This window comes from Aliarcobacter trophiarum LMG 25534, assembly GCF_003355515.1.
Classification (GTDB): Bacteria; Campylobacterota; Campylobacteria; order Campylobacterales; family Arcobacteraceae; genus Aliarcobacter; species Aliarcobacter trophiarum.
In genome coordinates, this window is sequence record NZ_CP031367.1 from 342877 (window position 1) to 359795 (window position 16919).

Consider the following 16919-nt stretch of genomic DNA (forward strand, 5'->3'; position numbering starts at 1 on the left):
TATGAAATTATACTAAAATTTCTTATATTTAAGAGAAGACAAAGTAGTTATTTTAAGCTAATTGCTACTCTTTGTCTATCTAAATCAATGTTTATAACTTTTAAGTTTTCTAAATTTTGATTTATACTTAAAAACTCACTAGGATGTGAAACTCTTTTATGGCTTATTTCTGAGATATGAAGAAGGGCATCATTTTTTAATCCAATATCTACAAATGCCCCAAAATCTGTGATATTTCTTACAATCCCACTTAAAATAAATCCCTCTTTTAAATCATTTATATCTAAAATATCATTTGCAAACTTTACTTGATTAAAATCCATTCTTACATCATAACCAACTTTTGTAAGCTCATTTACTATATCTTTTATTTTTAAACTGCTTACCTTTAGCTCATTTGCTACTTTTTCAAAATCTTTTATATCTTCAATTTTATAGTTTTGTTGAAGTTTACTTGTTAGAATATAATCCTCAGGGTGAATTGCAGTATTATCTAAAATAGAGTTTCCATCTTTAATCCTTAAAAATCCAACACTTTGAATAAATGCTTTTTCTCCCAAACCTTTTACTTGTAGAAGCTGCTCTTTTGAATTAAACTTTTTGATTTTCCCCCTATATTCAACTATGTTTTGGGCTAATTTTTCACTAACTCCAGAGATAAAAGATAAGAGTTTGTATGAGGCAGAGTTTAAATCAACTCCAACTTTGTTTACTAAATCTATTGTAATGTTTTCCAGCTTCTTTTCTAGCTCTTTTTGATTTACATCATGTTGGTATTGACCAATTCCAAGTGATTTTGGATCGATTTTAACTAAAGCAGCCATAGGGTCTCTTAACCTTTGAGCTATTGAAATAGCTCCTCTTATGGTTACATCAAGATTTGGATACTCATTTATTGCTATTTGTGATGCTGAGTAAACACTAGCTCCAATTTCGCTAACAATTGCATATTTTATATCTAAATTATGCTCTTTTAAAAGCTTTTCTATAAAAATTGCACTCTCTCTTGAAGCTGTACCATTTCCAATAGCAATAGCTGTAATCTTATATTTCTTGATTAGATCTAAAAGAGTTTTAGAAGAGTTTACAAAATCCTCTTTAGGTTTTGTTGGATAGATAACTGAACTATCTAAAAAAAGTCCATTTTTATCTATGACAGCTAATTTACAACCAGTTTTAAATCCAGGATCTATTCCTAAAATTACCTGATTTATAAGTGGAGCAGTTAGAAGTAGCTCTTTTAAGTTTTTTCCAAAAAGTTCTATGGCATTAACACTAGCTCTCTCTTTTAAGTTAGAAATAGCTTCCCTTTTTAAAGTAGGAAGTAATAATCTTTTTAAACCATCTTTAAAACTATCAAAAACTAACTCTTTTGAACTTGAAGCATTTGTAGGAATTTTGTATTTTTTGATGTTTTCTAAAATATAATTCTCATCTATCTCAACTTTTATAGAGAGTTGTTTCTCATTTACTGCTCGTAAAATCGCTAAAACTCTATGAGATTTTATAAATTTTATTTTTTCACTTGTATTTGCAAAATTTGAATAAAGACCATTTTTATCAAACTCTTTTGTAGGAGTTATTTCTAAAATACCCCAATTTTGGATTAAGTTTCTTAAAACTTCTTTTGATTTGAAATCATCTGCATATCTTTGTGCAATTATATCTTTTGCCCCATTTATTGCTTCATTTACTGTTTTAACATTTTCATTTAAAAAAGATTTTGCTTTTTGTTCACACTCCTCTTTAGTATATCTCATACTTTGGATAATATTTGCTAAAGGTTCAAGACCATTTTCTAAGGCAGTAGTAGTTCTTGAAGATTTTTTCTCTTTAAAAGGTGAATAAATATCTTCTAAAGCTTGAAGTGTTGTAGCTTCATCTAAGCTTTTTTTTATTTTTTCATCTAAAAAACTTCTCTCTTTTAAAATACTTTTAATCTCATCTTTTCTATGTAGAAGCTTTTTTGAATACTCAAAAATTTCTTCAAAATCTCTAAGTTGCTCATCTGTTGCACTATTTGTAAACTCTTTTCTATATCTTGCAATAAATGGAATAGTGCAACCCTCATCTAAAAGTTTTATAATATTTTCAATAATATTTTTTTGTAAATTAGTTTTATTGTGTAAAATTTCTATTAAATTCATAGCTCTTTCTTCTTTTTATAACAATTGTAGCAAAGTTTATAAGCTATTAGCTTATAAACTTAAAATTTAAGATTTCTTTGCTTACTCTTCTTCAAAATTTGATTTACTATTTGGTGTAAAACTATCATCATAATCAAAGTTGTCATAATCATCATAATCAACAGTAAAAATTTTTGGATATCCCAATTTTACTAACTCTTTGTCAATATTTTCTTCACTTAATCTATTTTTTATTTTATCCATAATTTGCTCAATATGCTCTTCTTTCACATCAGCAGCTCTTAATTCATAAATAATAGCTAAACTCATTTTTTCCTTCTTTGTTTAATTTAATTGTTTGTAGTTTTTATATAAAAACTACTTAAAATAAATATAATTGCTTTAATAGATTCAATAGAAGCTGTCTCATCAACTGTATGATAACCAGTTGTTGGAATTTGCAAGGTTGAACCTTGTATCTCTCCATTTGATTCCATAATAATTCTTCCTAGCTCTGTACTTCCAATGCTAAGAGGTTTTAGAGCATCTTTTTCTCTCAATCTATTTTTTTCAATTATAAATTTATCTTTGCAAGAGAATGATATTTTATTTTTCTTACAAAATAGTTTTAACTCCTTTAAAAGTGGTGATTTAAATTTTGCATTTACATCTTTATTTCTTAGAACAACAAGCTGTTTATCAGCTTCTTCTCTATTTTCATAAGGGCTTGTATCAAGAACAATCAATCTATTTGTAGATATTTTATTTTTTTTGAACCACTCGTGAATAAATCTCCAACTCTTTCCAGCTTCTTCTTGAGCTGTAAAAAAGGCAGTTCCAGCAAATCCATGTTGATAAAGATATAAAATAATTGCGGCACTTAAAACATTGTCAAGTTGTGCAGATATTAAGTTGCCATTTTGTTTTAATTTATCAACAAAGGCAATTGGAGTACTAGGAAGTAAGTGATTTAAACCCTCTATTTTAAAAATTAGATTATTTATCTCCTCTTTCAAAAAAGCATCTGTTATTTTCCCAATTCCTAAATAGCTTCCACTAAAAGGTTCATAAGCATGAACATTTTGATTTATATATCTTTGTGAGATTTGTTGAAAAGTCTGTTCTGAAAGAGAATTTCCTCTTAAATCAGAGCGATTTTTTGCTAAAAATGCAGCAAACTGAAACTCATTTGGACCTGTACAAATAACTCCATGTCTATCTATATGTGCGCTTAAAATACCATTTTGTGGCTCTTTACCACTAGCAACTAAAAGACCGTCATAATGCTCTGTTTTTATGCCAATTTCATCAAGCTCTCTTTTTAAGTAGAGTAAAAAAGAGTGTTCAGCTCCTGTAACAGAAGGAACACGAATAAGCTGTTTTAGTAAATCTAAAAATAGAGTAAAATCTTTTGGCTCATTTGAAAATGAAGCACTCAAACTATTCTCCTAAAAATTTATAGAATAAAGGTTTATTCTTGTGTGAAATTATAAACTATTTTTTTAATATTTATCTAAAAAATTGCTTAAATTTGGCTGCAAAATACTATAGTGTTTTAATCAGGATTATTTTAATCCATATTTAAACTTACAATAGTTATACTTCTGAAAAATTACAACTATAATAAGGAATAGTATGGCACAATTATCAGAACTTGAACTTTTGAAAGCTTCAAGAAATCCGCTTAGAGTAATAGATGATATATATAAAGAAGCATTAGAAGGAATTCCTTTGAAAGATGAGTATATTGGACTTTTAAAATGGTATGGAATGTATCCTCACATAAATAAAGATAATCTTGAAGATAAAAAATATTTTATGCAAAGAGTAAAGTTAGTTGACGCAAGAATGAATTTAGAACAGTTAAGAGTTATGGGAGAAATTGGACAAAAATATGCTCAAGGTTTAGTTGATTTTACAACAAGACAAAATGTACAGTTTCATTATATTGAAATAAAAGATATTCCAGCTATTTTTGATCTATTAAATAGTGTCAATCTAACTTCAAGAATGGCATCAGGTGATGGACCTAGACCTATTATGACATGCCCTGTTAGTGGAATTGATGAGGGTGAAATTTATGATGTAGAGAAACTTTTAAAAGAGGTTGATAGTTATTTTGATAAAAATGATGATAGATTTTGTAATTTTCCAAGAAAGTATAAAATAGGAATTAGTGGTTGCAAATGCCACTGTGCTGCACATGAAATTCAAGATGTAGCTTTTACTGCTTTTAAAGATAAAAATGGTGAAGTACTATTTGATTTAACTATTGGTGGTGGATTATCAAAATCAAAACAGATAGCAACAAGAGCAAATAAGTATTTAAAACCAAACCAAGTTTTAGATGTTGCAGTTGCTTGTGCTGAGATTTTTAGAGATCATGGAAATAGAGATAACAGAAATAAAGCAAGAGTTAGACATTTGTTAAATGATTGGGGAATTGAAAAATTTGTAGAGACAATAGAACAAGCCATTGGATATAAGCTTCAAGATGGATTTATTGCTCCTGTTGTTGCCTCTTTTGAAAATAGAAACCATTTTGGGATAAATAAGCAAAAACAAGCAGGCTTTTCTTATGTAGGATTTGCAACAAATTCAGGAAGAGTTGCTGGAGAGGATTTTGTAAAGTTTTATGAAATTTGTAAAAAGTATGGTGCAGGTGGAGTAGCACTTACGGGAACTCAAAACTTTATAGTATATGATGTAAAGGATGAGGTAGTTCAAAACTTAACAGATGAGTTTGAAGATTTAGGTTATCCCTCTTCTCCAAACCCTTTTAGGGCAAGATTACAATCATGTACTGGAAAAGAGTTTTGTAAATTTGGAATAACTGAAACAAAAGAGTTTGCAAAAAGAGTTGTTGTTGAGCTTGAAAATAGATTCCCAGATTTTAAAGAGGATGTAACTATTGCTATTTCAGGTTGTGGAAATACTTGCTCTCATCCACAAATTGCTGATATTGGATTTGTTGGAGCTATGATTAGGCATGAAGGTGAAAGAGTTGAAGGCTATGATGTTCTTATGGGTGGGAATTTAGAAGGTACAAGCAAAAGTCGAATTGCTAGAAAGATTGGAGTAAAAGTTCCATCTACAGGTGTTATTGATTATATTGAAAAACTTATAAATGATTATAGAACAGATAGTTTAGGGCAGACAAGATTTAAAGATTATTTGGCAAATTTAGAGCCAGTTGGAGTTGTTGAAGATAGTGAATAAATTATATTAAGGAGAGTTTTTTTAACTCTTCTTTTTAAAATAGATTAATTATACTTTTATCTGAAATTCTATCTAATCTTGTTGGAGCTGTTCTATTGTCATTTTCTATCTCTTTATTAAATTTAGAGATAGTAGCTTTTGTGTTTGCTAAAAATATAGGTTTTTCTTTTGGATCAAGACCTTCAAATTTTGGTTTTTGTAAAACAGACATAGCATCTATTGCTACATTATTTTTATACATTCCTAAGTGTAAATGTGGTCCTGAACTAAGCCCAGTTGAACCAACATATCCAATGTGAGTCCCTTTCTTTATCATTTGCCCCTGCCTTAAACCTTTGGCAAATCCATTTTGATGTGCATATAGGGTTTTGTATCCATTTTGGTGATTTATTATAATAGTTTTTCCATAACCACTTTGAGTTCCTACAAACTCAATTTTTCCATCAGCTGCTGCATAGATATTTCTCCCTGTAGGAGCGGCAAAATCTGTACCTAAATGAGCTCTATACCTTTTTAAAACAGGATGGTATCTTTTATTTGTGAATGGGCTTGAAATTCTAGTATATGTTAAAGGTATCTGAAAAAGATAAGTTTTTGTAAAACCAACACCATTTTCATCATAATATTTATCATCTTTATTATTTCTAAATCTATAAAATGGTTTCCCATTTATTTGAATCATAGCAGCATTTATTTCAGGCATACCGTGAAGTTTTCCCATATAAGTTTTTTGATTATACTCTATAGCTATAAAATCACCTTTTTTCATCTTTTTGAAATCGGCACTTGAGTTGCTAAAAAGAGAGTTCAAAAGAGCTGCTATTGTAACATCTCCTGTCGCTTTTAAGATATCATTTGATATAGATTCAGTAATAGGAATTGCAATTAGTTCAGAGGTTTCATTGTAGTTAATAGGTAGGGTTTGAAATTTGTAACTATCTGAGCTATCTTTATATATATGTATTTGAATATCGAGCGATACAGGAATTAAAGCTTGAGTTAAACTTCCATCATCTTCTGTGTAAGAGAAAAATCTATTTCCAGATTGAATTTCGCTGCAAAGCTCTTGATCTTCTTTATCTAAGTCATAATATAATTTTAGTGGGATTTTATTTTTTTCTAAAAATGTTAAAAAGCTTTCTCCTTTTTGCCAAGAAAGTTCTTCAATTTGAGCTGAAAATAATATATTAGATAAAATGCAAATAAGTAAAATAATTTTTTTCAAAATAATCCCTTTTTATTAAAAAATTAGGACAACTATTATACAATCCCAAAACTTAAAAAAGAAAATGGAGTATAAATTGTTAAAGTTTATTGTTTTAGTCTTTTTATCTGTAAATCTTTTTTCTAAAGATTTTTTAGAGTTATATAGAACTCAAGGGATAAATGCAGTAGAAAAAGAGCTCGAAAAGAGTTTAAGAGATGTCAATTCATGGAAAAAATACCTCGAAAATAAAAATGTAGATTATGGTTTTTATGAAACAAAAGAGTATGTTATTGTTGCACAAAAGAATAACAAAGAGATGAGTTTATTTGCAAAAAATGGAGATGACTTTAAAAAAATCTCAAAAGATAATATGATTATTGGAGAAAATACTGGGGATAAGTTTTTAGAAGGAGATAAAAAGACTCCTGAAGGCTCTTATGATTTAACACAAAAAAGAACAGGACTTGACCAATTTTATGGACCTCTAGCACTTGTAACTTCATATCCAAATAATTTTGATCAAAGTTTAAACAAAAAAGGACATGGTATTTGGATACATGGGATGCCTTTAAATGGAGATAGAGAGAAGTTTACACAAGGCTGTTTAGCCATAAATAATGATAGTTTAAAAAGTTTAGAGAAAAACATTGATTATAAAAAAACAGTATTGATAACTAGCCATGATGAGTTTAAAAAAGCAAAAAAAGATGATATAGCTCTTATTTTAAGCTCAATTTACAAATGGAAAGAGGCTTGGAAAGTATCAAATTTAAATGAGTATCTATCTTACTACTCTAAAGATTTTAAAAGATCAGATAGAAGCGATTTTAATACTTTTTCAAATCAAAAAAAGCAAGTATTTGCTAAAAATGAGAATAAAATAATAAATCTTTATAATATGGATATAAGTCCATACCCAAACTCTTTAGGAAAGAAAATGTATAGAGCTGTTATGGATGAAGAGTATATAAGTCCATCTGTAAAATTTGTTGGGAAAAAAGAGCTTTTTATTGAAGTAGCAAATAATAAAGTTTTAATTCTTGCAGAAGATTAAAACCTTTTTTAACTCTTTTTAGATACAATCGCCCTAAAATTATGAAAATTTTAAGGCGATAAAATGCAAAAAAAAGATCTTACAAATGAAGAGATAGCTTTAGCTCACTCTTTAACAAAAGAAGAGTACGAACATATTAAGAAAATCTTACAAAGAGAACCAAACTATGTAGAAATTGGTATCTTCTCTGCTATGTGGAGCGAACACTGCTCTTATAAATCAAGTAAAAAATATTTAAGTGGTTTTCCTACAAAAGCTCCTTGGGTTATTCAAGGTCCTGGTGAAAATGCTGGTGTTATTGATATTGGAGATGGTTATGCAGCTGTATTTAAAATGGAGTCTCATAATCATCCAAGCTTTATAGAACCTTACCAAGGTGCAGCAACTGGTGTTGGTGGAATTATGAGGGATGTATTTACAATGGGTGCAAGACCAATTGCTAGTATGAACTCTATTAGATTTGCTTCGATTGAAGGTAATAGTGAAACTGCGAAAAAACATAGATACCTTTTAAAAGGCGTTGTTGCTGGAATTGGAGGATATGGAAACTGTATGGGAGTTCCTACTATTGGTGGAGAGACTAGTTTTGAAGAGTGTTATGCTGGTAATAATCTTATAAATGCATTTACTTTAGGATTAGCAAAGGCTGATGAGATTTTTTATGGTCGTGCTGAAGGAATTGGAAATCCAGTTATTTATGTTGGAAGTAAAACAGGTCGAGATGGACTTGGAGGTGCAGTTATGTCAAGTGCATCTTTTACAGAAGATAGTGAGAGTAAAAGACCAACGGTTCAAGTAGGAGATCCCTTTACAGAAAAATTACTTCTTGAAGCTTGTTTAGAACTATTTAAAGCAGATTTAATTGTTGGTATTCAAGATATGGGTGCTGCTGGACTTACTTCAAGTTCATTTGAGATGGCAGGAAGAAGTGGAAGTGGAATGGTTATGCATCTTGATAGAGTTCCAGCAAGAGAAGAGGGGATGACTCCTTATGATTTTATGTTAAGTGAGTCTCAAGAGAGAATGTTAATTTGTGCAAAAAAAGGTTGTGAACAACAAATAATTGATATTTTCCAAAAATGGGAGCTAGATGTTGCTGTTATTGGAGAGGTTACAAGTAGTGGAAATATGGAACTATTCTGGCATGGTGAAAAAGTGGCAGAAGTTCCTGTTCAACCTGTAAGCGAAGAAGCACCAGTATTAGATAGACCAATAAAGGAACCAGAGTATTTAAAAACAATAAAAGATGTAACATTAGATAAACAAATCTCAAATCAAATAGCTTTTGATGAGTTGTTTTCTGATATGGAAGTTGTAGATAAATCTTGGATATATACTCAATTTGACTCAATGGTTCAAACAAATACTATAAAAGGTCCTGGAAGTTTGGATTGTTCAACTATAAGAGTAAAAGAGACTGGAAAAGCTTTAAGTATGAGTGCAGATTGTAATACTAGATTTTGTTATATAAACCCACAATTAGGAGCAGCAGCTGCAGTTATGGAGAGTGGTAGAAATGTTGCTATGAGTGGAGCTGTTCCAAAAGCAATAACTGATTGTTTAAATTTTGGAAACCCACAAAATCCTGAGGTTATGTGGCAATTTAAAGAGAGTTGTGAAGGTATAAAAAGTGCTTGTAAAGCTTTAAATACTCCTGTTATTGGTGGAAATGTATCACTTTATAATGAAACAAATGGAGTTAGTGTATTTCCTACACCATCAATTGCAATGGTTGGAATAAATGAAGATGCTAAAAATGTACTTTCTTCAAAAATCCAAAATAGTGGAAATATATTATTTCTTTTAGGAGAAACAAAATCTGAGTTTGGAGGAAGTTTATATCTTAAAAAGCTATATGGAAAAGTTGCTGGAACACATCCTGAGGTAAACTTTGAAAAAGAGTTGGCTCTATGGAATTTGGTTATTGAAGCAAACAAAAAAAGAGTTTTAAAATCTGCAAAAGATATAAATCTTGGTGGAGTTGCTATATCATTAGCAAAAATGGCGACAGTAGCAAATATTGGAGTGGAAGCAAATATCTCATTAAACGAAGATAGAGATGTTTTTAGTGAAAGTTTAAGTAGAGCTATTGTTGAAGTTGAGCCAAAAGATTGTGAAGAGTTTTTAGCATTAGCTTCTAAATATAATATTGAGTGTATAAGTATTGGAAAAACTGGTGGAGATAAATTTATTTTAAATGATATTTATAAAGAGTTAAAAGATTTAAATAAAATCTATTTTAATAGATTTAAAGAGGTAATAGAGCAAGATCAATAAATCTTGCAAAAGCCAAAGCAAACTAGCTTTGGCTTTTTTTTATTTTTAAAAATTTATAGTAAGGAAAAAGATGAAAAAAAGAGCATTGATTAGTGTTAGTGATAAAAGTGGAGTTGTAAATTTTGCAAAGGAACTTGTAAATTTAGGATATGAGATTATTTCAACTGGTGGAACATATAAGATTTTAAAAGATGAAAAAATTGCAGTAATTGAAGCAAATGAGATTACAAAGTTTCCAGAGTGCTTTGAAGGAAGAGTAAAAACTTTAAATCCATATATTCATGGTGGAATATTACATAGAAGAGATAAACAATCACATTTAGATGAAGCAAAAAATTTAGGAGTAGAATCTATTGATTTGGTTTGTGTAAATTTATATCCATTTAAAGCAACAATTCTTAAAACTGATAATTTTGAAGAGATTATAGAAAATATTGATATTGGTGGACCAGCAATGGTTAGAAGTGCTGCAAAAAACTTTGATAGTGTAATTATTATAACAGATGTAGCTGATTATGATTTAGTTTTACAAAATCTTAAAAATGGTACAAATACAGTTGAATTTAGAAGAGATTTAATGATTAAAGCTTATGAGCATACAGCCTCTTATGATTCAATGATTGCAAACTATATGAACAAAAGATTTAATAATGGTTTTGGTGAAAAACAGTTTATAGTTGGTTCAAAAGTATTTGATACAAGATATGGAGAAAATCCACACCAAAAAGGTGCTTTATATGAGTTTGAAAATCAATTTTCAAATAAATTTAAAGTAATTAAAGGTGAACCTAGCTTCAACAATATGGGGGATATAAGTGGAGCAGCAAAAATAGCTGCTAGTTTTGGAAAAGATAAAGCTATTTGTATAGTAAAACATGGAAATCCATGTGGATTTGCTATTAAAGATACTCTTTTAGAGTCATATATTGAAGCTTTAAAGTGTGACCCTGTAAGTGCCTTTGGTGGAGTTGTAGCAGTTAATGGAATAGTTGATAAAGAGCTAGCAGAAAAAATGAATGAAATTTTCCTTGAAGTTGTTTTTGCTGCTGATTTTACATCTGAAGCTGTTGAAGTTTTTGAGAATAAAAAGAGAATTAAACTATTTTCGCAAGGGAGTGATTATTTAGAACTAGCAAATGATAATTTTGATTTTAAAAGAGTTGATGGTGGATTTGTATATCAAGAAGCTGATAAAGTTGCAGATGATGAAGTTATAAATTCTAAGCTTATGTCACAAAGAGCTGCTACTAAAGAAGAAGTAAAAGATATGGAAATTGCTTATAAAATTGCATCTTTAACAAAATCAAATTGTGTAATTTATGTTAAAAACTCTGCAATGGTAGCTGTTGGAATGGGAATGACAAGTAGAGTAGATGCAAGTAAAGCAGCACTTAGAAAAGCTAGTGATATGGGTATTGATGTAACTGGAGCTGTATTAGCATCTGAAGCATTCTTTCCATTTAGAGATAGTATAGATGAAGCACAAAAAGCTGGTGTAAAATGTGTAATTGAACCAGGTGGAAGTATAAGAGATGATGAGATTATTGAAGCTGCAAATGAATATGGGATGGCTCTATATTTCTCTGGAATTAGACATTTCTTGCACTAATATTTATATTAAATAACTAATCTATACCAAAGTTTTTGGTATAGATTAAAAAGGAAAAAATTGCGACTTTTTTTTAATCTTAAACCTATTATTTTATTAATCTTTTTAAGTATAAACCTATTTTCAAAAGATTTAACAAAAGTTACAATTCAACTATCTTGGTTTGATCAGTTCCAATTTGCTGGATATTATATGGCAAAAGAGCAAGGATTTTATGAAGAAGAAGGCTTAGATGTTGAGATTTTGCCATTTAGTTTTGGATTAAATGTACCAAAAATGGTAAATGATTCTTTAGTAGATTTTGCAATAGGTAGAGAAAACCTAATCTTAGAGAAAGTAAAATATCCCAAAATTATAGCTCTAGCAGCAATTTTTCAAGCAACACCACTTGTATTAATAACTACAAAAGAGCAAGGAATAGATAGCTTTAAAAAATTTGAAAATAGAAGACTTATGAGAACAAAAGATGATGGTGCTGAAGTCTCTATAAGAGCTATGTTGGCTGCTAGTAAGATAGATTTAAATAAAATAATTAATATAGAACATTCACATAATATCTATGATTTGATAGATAAAAAAGTTGATATTATCTCTGCATATACTTCAAAAGCTCCATATACTCTACAAAAAGAGGGGATAGAATATAATCTTTTTTATCCAAAAGATTATGGTTTTGATATGTATAGTGATTTTTTAATTACAAATATTGATAAATACAATAACAACTACAATATGGTTGAGAAGTTTAAAAAAGCATCTTTGAGAGGTTGGGAGTATGCTTACAATAATATAGAAAAAAGTGTTGATACTATTTTTGAAAAACATAATACTCAAAATCTTACAAAAGATGAGCTCATTTTTGAAGCAAAAGAGCTTAAAAAACTATCATATTTAAATGGAAACAAATTAGGAGAGATGAGACAAGATAAGGTTCAAAGAATTTATGATTTATACAATATTATGGGATATATTAATAGTGAGTTTAAAATTGATGATTTTCTAGGAATTGATAAAAAAAGTGACTTAGAAAAATGGTTTCGCTTAAAGTTTGAAGAGTATTTTGATTTATCACTTTTATGGAAATTCTTTTTGATTATTATTGTTATTACAGCTATTTTTATATATAGACAATATTTTATAACAAAACTAAATAAAAGATTAAAAAATCTTGTAAAAATAAAAACAAATAGATTAAAAGTAATGAACAAAAAGCTCTCAACAAGAATTAAAAAAGAGTTAGAGAAACATCAAGAAAAAGATAGGATTCTAGCTCAACAACAAAAACTTGTGGCAATGGGGCAAATGATAGAAAACATAGCTCATCAGTGGAGACAACCACTTTCAGTTATTAGTACAAGTGCTAGTGGATTGAAGCTAAAAAGAGAATTAAATATTTTAAGTAACGAAGATTTTATAAAAAATATAGAACAAATAGTTGATACTGCAAAATATCTATCAGATACCATAGATGATTTTAGACATTTTTTCAAACCACAAAAAGATAAAACAAAGTTTAGCTTAGTAAAAAATATTGAAAAAAGTCTATCCTTTGTAGAAACTGCACTTAAAGAGAATAATATAGAAATAGAGTTTGAGTATGAAGATGTTGATATTATTGCTTATGAGACGGAGCTTATGCAAGTTTTTATAAATATTATTAATAACTCAAAAGATGCCTTTATAGAAAATAAGATTAAAGATAGAGTTATCTTTATATCAATAAAAAATTTTTCAAATAGAGTTTTAATTGAGATAAAAGATAGTGCAGGTGGAGTAAAAGATGATATTTTAGACAAAGTATTTGAACCATATTTTACTACAAAACATCAATATAGTGGCACTGGAATAGGGCTTTATATGTCAAATCAAATTATTAAAACACATTTAAATGGAGATATTTTTATGAAAAATTGTAGCTTTAAATATAAAAATGTTGAGCAAAGAGGAGCTATTACAACAATAGTTCTAGGTAAAAATCCTTTGGAAGAGATAAAACATTGAACTATTTAGAAATAGATAAAAATCATCTTTGGCATCCATATAACTCTTTGCCATCAAAAACTCCTATTTGGAGCGTAAAAAAAACAAAAAATTGTAAGATTTTTTTAGAAGATGGAAGAGTTTTAGTCGATGGTATGAGTTCATGGTGGAGTGCAATACTAGGTTACAATAATAAAAGAATCTATAAATCTTTAAAAAAACAGGCAAAAAATATGCCACATATTATGTTTGGTGGATTAACTCACAAACCAGCTTGTAAACTAGCTAATAATTTAGTAAAACTTACAGGTTTTAATTCAGTATTTCTTTGCGATAGCGGTTCAGTTTCAGTTGAAGTTGCTTTAAAAACAGCAATTTTATATCATAAAGCAAAGGGTGAGAATAGATATACTTTTTTAGCTTTAAAAAATGCTTATCATGGTGATACTTTAGGAGCTATGAGTGTTTGTGATCCAGAAAATTCGATGCACAGTTTATATGGAGACTATTTAAGTAAAAATATCTTTGTAAAAACTCCAAATATGGGTTTTGATGCAGATTTTTGTGAAGCTTTAGAAGATTTAGAAGAGAAGCTTAAAGAAAATCATAAAGATATTGCTGCTTTTATTGTTGAACCAGTTGTTCAAGGAGCTGGTGGGATGAGAATATATAATCCACAATATCTACAAGAGGCAAAAAAAATTTGTACAAAATATGATATTTTACTAATCTTTGATGAGATAGCAACTGGTTTTGGGCATACAGGAGAGATGTTTGCATATATGCACACAAATATAAAACCAGATATTATAACTATTGGAAAAGGTATTACAAGTGGTACTATCTCACTAGGAGCTATGCTTACAACGAAAGAGATAAGTGATGTAATTTCAAATAGCTCTATTGAAGTTTTAATGCATGGACCAACTTTTATGGCAAATCCATTGGCATGTAGTATTGCAAATACTTCTATAAAAGAGCTTTTGAGTTTTGATTGGAAAACAAAAGTTTTAGAAATAGAAAAAACTTTTAGAAAGGAGTTAGAAGTTTTAAGAGAAAAAAAAGTCGTAAAAGATGTAAGAGCCATTGGAAGTATTGGGATAATTGAGTTAAATAGTGATGTTTTTGCTCAAGATTTACAAAATTTTTGTGTACAAAATGGTGTTTGGCTTAGACCTTTTGGAAAACTATTTTACTCAATAGTATCATATACAATTAGTAAAAAAGAGCTAGAAAAAGTTATAAAAACTATGGTAAAAGCAGTTAATGAGATAGATAAAAAATATGAAAAGTGCTTGAAGTAATATAAAGGAGTTTATATGAAACTTAATAAACTATCAAAAGAGGAAGAGTATATTATAGAACATAAGGGAACAGAGAGACCTTTTAGTGGATTGTATAATGATTTTTATGAAGTTGGAACTTATTTATGTAAAAAGTGTAATGCAAAATTATATAAAAGTGAAGATAAGTTTAAATCAAATTGTGGATGGCCAAGTTTTGATGATGAGATAAAAGGTGCTATAAGGAAACTTCCTGATATAGATGGAAGAAGAGTAGAGATAGTTTGTGCTTCTTGTGGTGGGCATTTGGGACATATTTTTGAAGATGAGGGATTTACTTCTAAAAATATAAGACATTGTGTAAACTCTTTATCTTTACATTTTGAAAAGGAGTAAAAGTGTCAAATTCAAAAGCATATTTCGCAGCTGGGTGTTTTTGGGGAGTTGAATACTATTTCCAAAAAGAAAATGGAGTAAAAAGTGTAATTAGTGGATATATGGGTGGGCATATCTCAAATCCTAGCTATGAGATTGTTTGTAGTGGAAATAGTGGGCATTTAGAAGTTGTTGAAGTTATTTTTGATGAAAATATAATATCTTATGAAAAATTGGCAAAACTATTTTTTGAAATCCATGATTTTACTCAAATAAATGGTCAAGGTCCAGATATAGGAACTCAATACTTAAGTGCAATTTTTTATACAGATGAAAATCAAAAAAACATATCTCAAAATCTAATAGTAGAATTAGAAAAAATGGGATATAAAGTTGCTACAACTCTATATCCAGAAGTAACTTTTTATAAAGCTGAAGATTACCATCAAAACTACTACAATAGGCATAATAAAATGCCATATTGTCATAGATATAAAAAGATTTTTAATTAGTTCCTAAAATATAGTAGATTGGTTTTTTATCTAATCTTTCAATATCTACATTGTACTTTTCAGCCCATTTCCAAACAGCATCATGAAAAGATTCTAAAATCTCTTTAGAGTCATTTTCATCACATTTTATCTTTAAAAAATCGTTTTTATTTGAAAATCCTATATAGGCATTCATCTTTTTTATTTGGTCATTTAGAGTTAGAATATGCTTTGCAAATTTATCAAAACCCTTTGTAACTTCAATTACCTTTTGGGCTTGTTTTATAGTTGAGTCATTTAGTGAGTATCCTAGTTGTGAGACTATAACTTCTTCATTTACATCTATTTGCATATAAATCCTTTATTTAAAATTTTTAAATACTATCAAAACAATATTTAAAGGATAGTTATACATTTTTTATAAATGAAATGTTCTAAATACATTGTAATTTTAAAAGTTATCTCTTTAGTAATAATGATAAATCTATATCCAAAGACTTTGATATTTTATATAGATGTTCAAGATTAAAATGTTTATCATATCTATTGTTCTCACAATTTGAGTAAAAGGCTATTGATTTTATACCAATATCAAGAGCTATTTTTTCTTGTGATAAACCTTTTTCTAATCTATATTTTTTTACATTATGTGAGATAGTTTGGTAAAAAAAGCGTATTTCCTCTTTTGAACTGTTACTAAAATCTACTTCCATTAAAGTATATCCTATAGAATTAATATGTTTTTACTTTATTAAGATAGAAATCACAAGTCTTTATCCTATAGAGTAATAACAACATCTAAAAAGGAAAAAATATGAGCATATAAATCTCATTATTTATAAGAAAGCTACTAATCATGTGAGTATTTATATTGCTGTTAGTGAATTTATCTTACAACCTTTAAGTATGTATTTGCATTATACTATATTATAATACTGATTTTAATAAAGTATAAAAGGATAAAAATGTCAGTTTTAATGAGTTTAGCAATGTTTCCAACAGATAAAGTAGGAAGTAAAAGTAAAGAAGTAGGAGAAGTTTTAAAAATAATAAAAGATAGTGGTTTAAAATATCAGCTTACATCTATGAATACAATAGTTGAGGCGAAAACTTTAAAAGAGCTTTTAGATTTGGTAAACCTTTGTTATATAAAACTTGAAGAACTAGGATGCAATAGAGTTTATGCTGTTATGAATTTTGATATAAGAACAAGTGGAGAATATAGAATAAAAAGCAAGATAGCTTCAGTTGAAAACCATATAGGAGAGGTTTCAAAATAGTTTTAGTATAATTAAACG

At 28.6% G+C, this 16919-nt stretch carries 15 protein-coding genes; 9 read left to right on the forward strand and 6 right to left on the reverse strand.

Going from position 1 to position 16919, the window contains the following annotated elements; all coding sequences use genetic code 11:
* Positions 1–47: 47 nt before the first annotated feature.
* The 3 genes from ATR_RS01835 to ATR_RS01845 form a co-directional block, all read right to left on the reverse strand.
* Positions 48–2147 (reverse strand): Tex-like N-terminal domain-containing protein, encoded by a 2100-nt coding sequence (locus ATR_RS01835; RefSeq protein WP_115427797.1) that lies wholly within the window; start codon positions 2145–2147, stop codon positions 48–50.
* 81 nt (positions 2148–2228) lie between these two features.
* Positions 2229–2456: a hypothetical protein gene (locus ATR_RS01840; RefSeq protein WP_115427798.1), complete on the reverse strand. Its 228-nt coding sequence runs from the start codon at positions 2454–2456 to the stop codon at positions 2229–2231.
* A 20-nt stretch (positions 2457–2476) separates the two neighbouring features.
* Positions 2477–3565: a peptidase M42 gene (locus ATR_RS01845; protein WP_115427799.1), complete on the reverse strand. Its 1089-nt coding sequence runs from the start codon at positions 3563–3565 to the stop codon at positions 2477–2479.
* A gap of 196 nt (positions 3566–3761) precedes the next feature.
* On the opposite strand from ATR_RS01845, the gene ATR_RS01850 reads away from it, so the two are divergent.
* Complete coding sequence (locus tag ATR_RS01850) at positions 3762–5345, forward strand: nitrite/sulfite reductase (RefSeq protein WP_115427800.1); 1584 nt, start codon at positions 3762–3764, stop codon at positions 5343–5345.
* 34 nt (positions 5346–5379) lie between these two features.
* On the opposite strand, the gene ATR_RS01855 is transcribed toward ATR_RS01850, so the two are convergent.
* Complete coding sequence (locus ATR_RS01855) at positions 5380–6570, reverse strand: peptidoglycan DD-metalloendopeptidase family protein (protein WP_115427801.1); 1191 nt, start codon at positions 6568–6570, stop codon at positions 5380–5382.
* A gap of 76 nt (positions 6571–6646) precedes the next feature.
* On the opposite strand from ATR_RS01855, the gene ATR_RS01860 reads away from it, so the two are divergent.
* The 7 genes from ATR_RS01860 to msrA all read left to right on the forward strand — a co-directional run bounded on the left by ATR_RS01860 (position 6647) and on the right by msrA (position 15642).
* A complete protein-coding gene (locus ATR_RS01860; protein WP_228254241.1) occupies positions 6647–7606 on the forward strand; it encodes a L,D-transpeptidase family protein in 960 nt (319 codons plus the stop codon).
* Between the two features lie 63 nt (positions 7607–7669).
* A complete protein-coding gene (purL, locus tag ATR_RS01865; protein ID WP_115427803.1) occupies positions 7670–9883 on the forward strand; it encodes a phosphoribosylformylglycinamidine synthase subunit PurL in 2214 nt (737 codons plus the stop codon).
* 70 nt (positions 9884–9953) lie between these two features.
* Entirely contained in the window at positions 9954–11492 is a 1539-nt protein-coding gene (gene purH / locus ATR_RS01870) for a bifunctional phosphoribosylaminoimidazolecarboxamide formyltransferase/IMP cyclohydrolase (RefSeq protein ID WP_115427804.1), read from the forward strand.
* Positions 11493–11552: 60 nt separating this feature from the next.
* Positions 11553–13493, forward strand: coding sequence for an ABC transporter substrate-binding protein (locus tag ATR_RS01875; RefSeq protein WP_179948459.1), 1941 nt, complete (start codon positions 11553–11555; stop codon positions 13491–13493).
* Positions 13490–14776 (forward strand): adenosylmethionine--8-amino-7-oxononanoate transaminase, encoded by a 1287-nt coding sequence (locus ATR_RS01880; protein ID WP_115427805.1) that lies wholly within the window; start codon positions 13490–13492, stop codon positions 14774–14776. The genes ATR_RS01875 and ATR_RS01880 overlap by 4 nt, the downstream gene beginning before the upstream one ends.
* 15 nt (positions 14777–14791) lie before the next feature.
* A complete protein-coding gene (locus ATR_RS01885; RefSeq protein ID WP_115427806.1) occupies positions 14792–15151 on the forward strand; it encodes a methionine-R-sulfoxide reductase in 360 nt (119 codons plus the stop codon).
* A 2-nt stretch (positions 15152–15153) separates the two neighbouring features.
* Complete coding sequence (msrA, locus tag ATR_RS01890; RefSeq protein ID WP_115427807.1) at positions 15154–15642, forward strand: peptide-methionine (S)-S-oxide reductase MsrA; 489 nt, start codon at positions 15154–15156, stop codon at positions 15640–15642.
* Here the strand turns inward: msrA and ATR_RS01895 are convergent.
* Together ATR_RS01895 and ATR_RS01900 are read right to left on the reverse strand one after the other, a co-directional pair.
* Complete coding sequence (locus ATR_RS01895) at positions 15635–15973, reverse strand: hypothetical protein (protein ID WP_115427808.1); 339 nt, start codon at positions 15971–15973, stop codon at positions 15635–15637. The two genes, msrA and ATR_RS01895, sit on opposite strands and share 8 nt — an antisense overlap.
* A gap of 106 nt (positions 15974–16079) precedes the next feature.
* Positions 16080–16334: a helix-turn-helix domain-containing protein gene (locus ATR_RS01900; RefSeq protein WP_115427809.1), complete on the reverse strand. Its 255-nt coding sequence runs from the start codon at positions 16332–16334 to the stop codon at positions 16080–16082.
* Between the two features lie 252 nt (positions 16335–16586).
* Between ATR_RS01900 and ATR_RS01905 the strand changes: the two genes are divergently transcribed.
* Positions 16587–16901: a thiamine-binding protein gene (locus ATR_RS01905; RefSeq protein ID WP_115427810.1), complete on the forward strand. Its 315-nt coding sequence runs from the start codon at positions 16587–16589 to the stop codon at positions 16899–16901.
* The last annotated feature ends 18 nt before the right edge of the window (positions 16902–16919 follow it).

Bases quoted from the DNA above. Each gene is read 5' to 3' on its own strand.
- ATR_RS01835 (WP_115427797.1), bottom strand. From the start codon at position 2,147: ATGAATTTAATAGAAATTTTACACAATAAAACTAATTTACAAAAAAAT.
- ATR_RS01840 (WP_115427798.1), bottom strand. From the start codon at position 2,456: ATGAGTTTAGCTATTATTTATGAATTAAGAGCTGCTGATGTGAAAGAA.
- ATR_RS01850 (WP_115427800.1), top strand. From the start codon at position 3,762: ATGGCACAATTATCAGAACTTGAACTTTTGAAAGCTTCAAGAAATCCG.
- purL (WP_115427803.1), top strand. From the start codon at position 7,670: ATGCAAAAAAAAGATCTTACAAATGAAGAGATAGCTTTAGCTCACTCT.
- purH (WP_115427804.1), top strand. From the start codon at position 9,954: ATGAAAAAAAGAGCATTGATTAGTGTTAGTGATAAAAGTGGAGTTGTA.
- ATR_RS01885 (WP_115427806.1), top strand. From the start codon at position 14,792: ATGAAACTTAATAAACTATCAAAAGAGGAAGAGTATATTATAGAACAT.
- ATR_RS01895 (WP_115427808.1), bottom strand. From the start codon at position 15,973: ATGCAAATAGATGTAAATGAAGAAGTTATAGTCTCACAACTAGGATAC.
- ATR_RS01900 (WP_115427809.1), bottom strand. From the start codon at position 16,334: ATGGAAGTAGATTTTAGTAACAGTTCAAAAGAGGAAATACGCTTTTTT.
- ATR_RS01905 (WP_115427810.1), top strand. From the start codon at position 16,587: ATGTCAGTTTTAATGAGTTTAGCAATGTTTCCAACAGATAAAGTAGGA.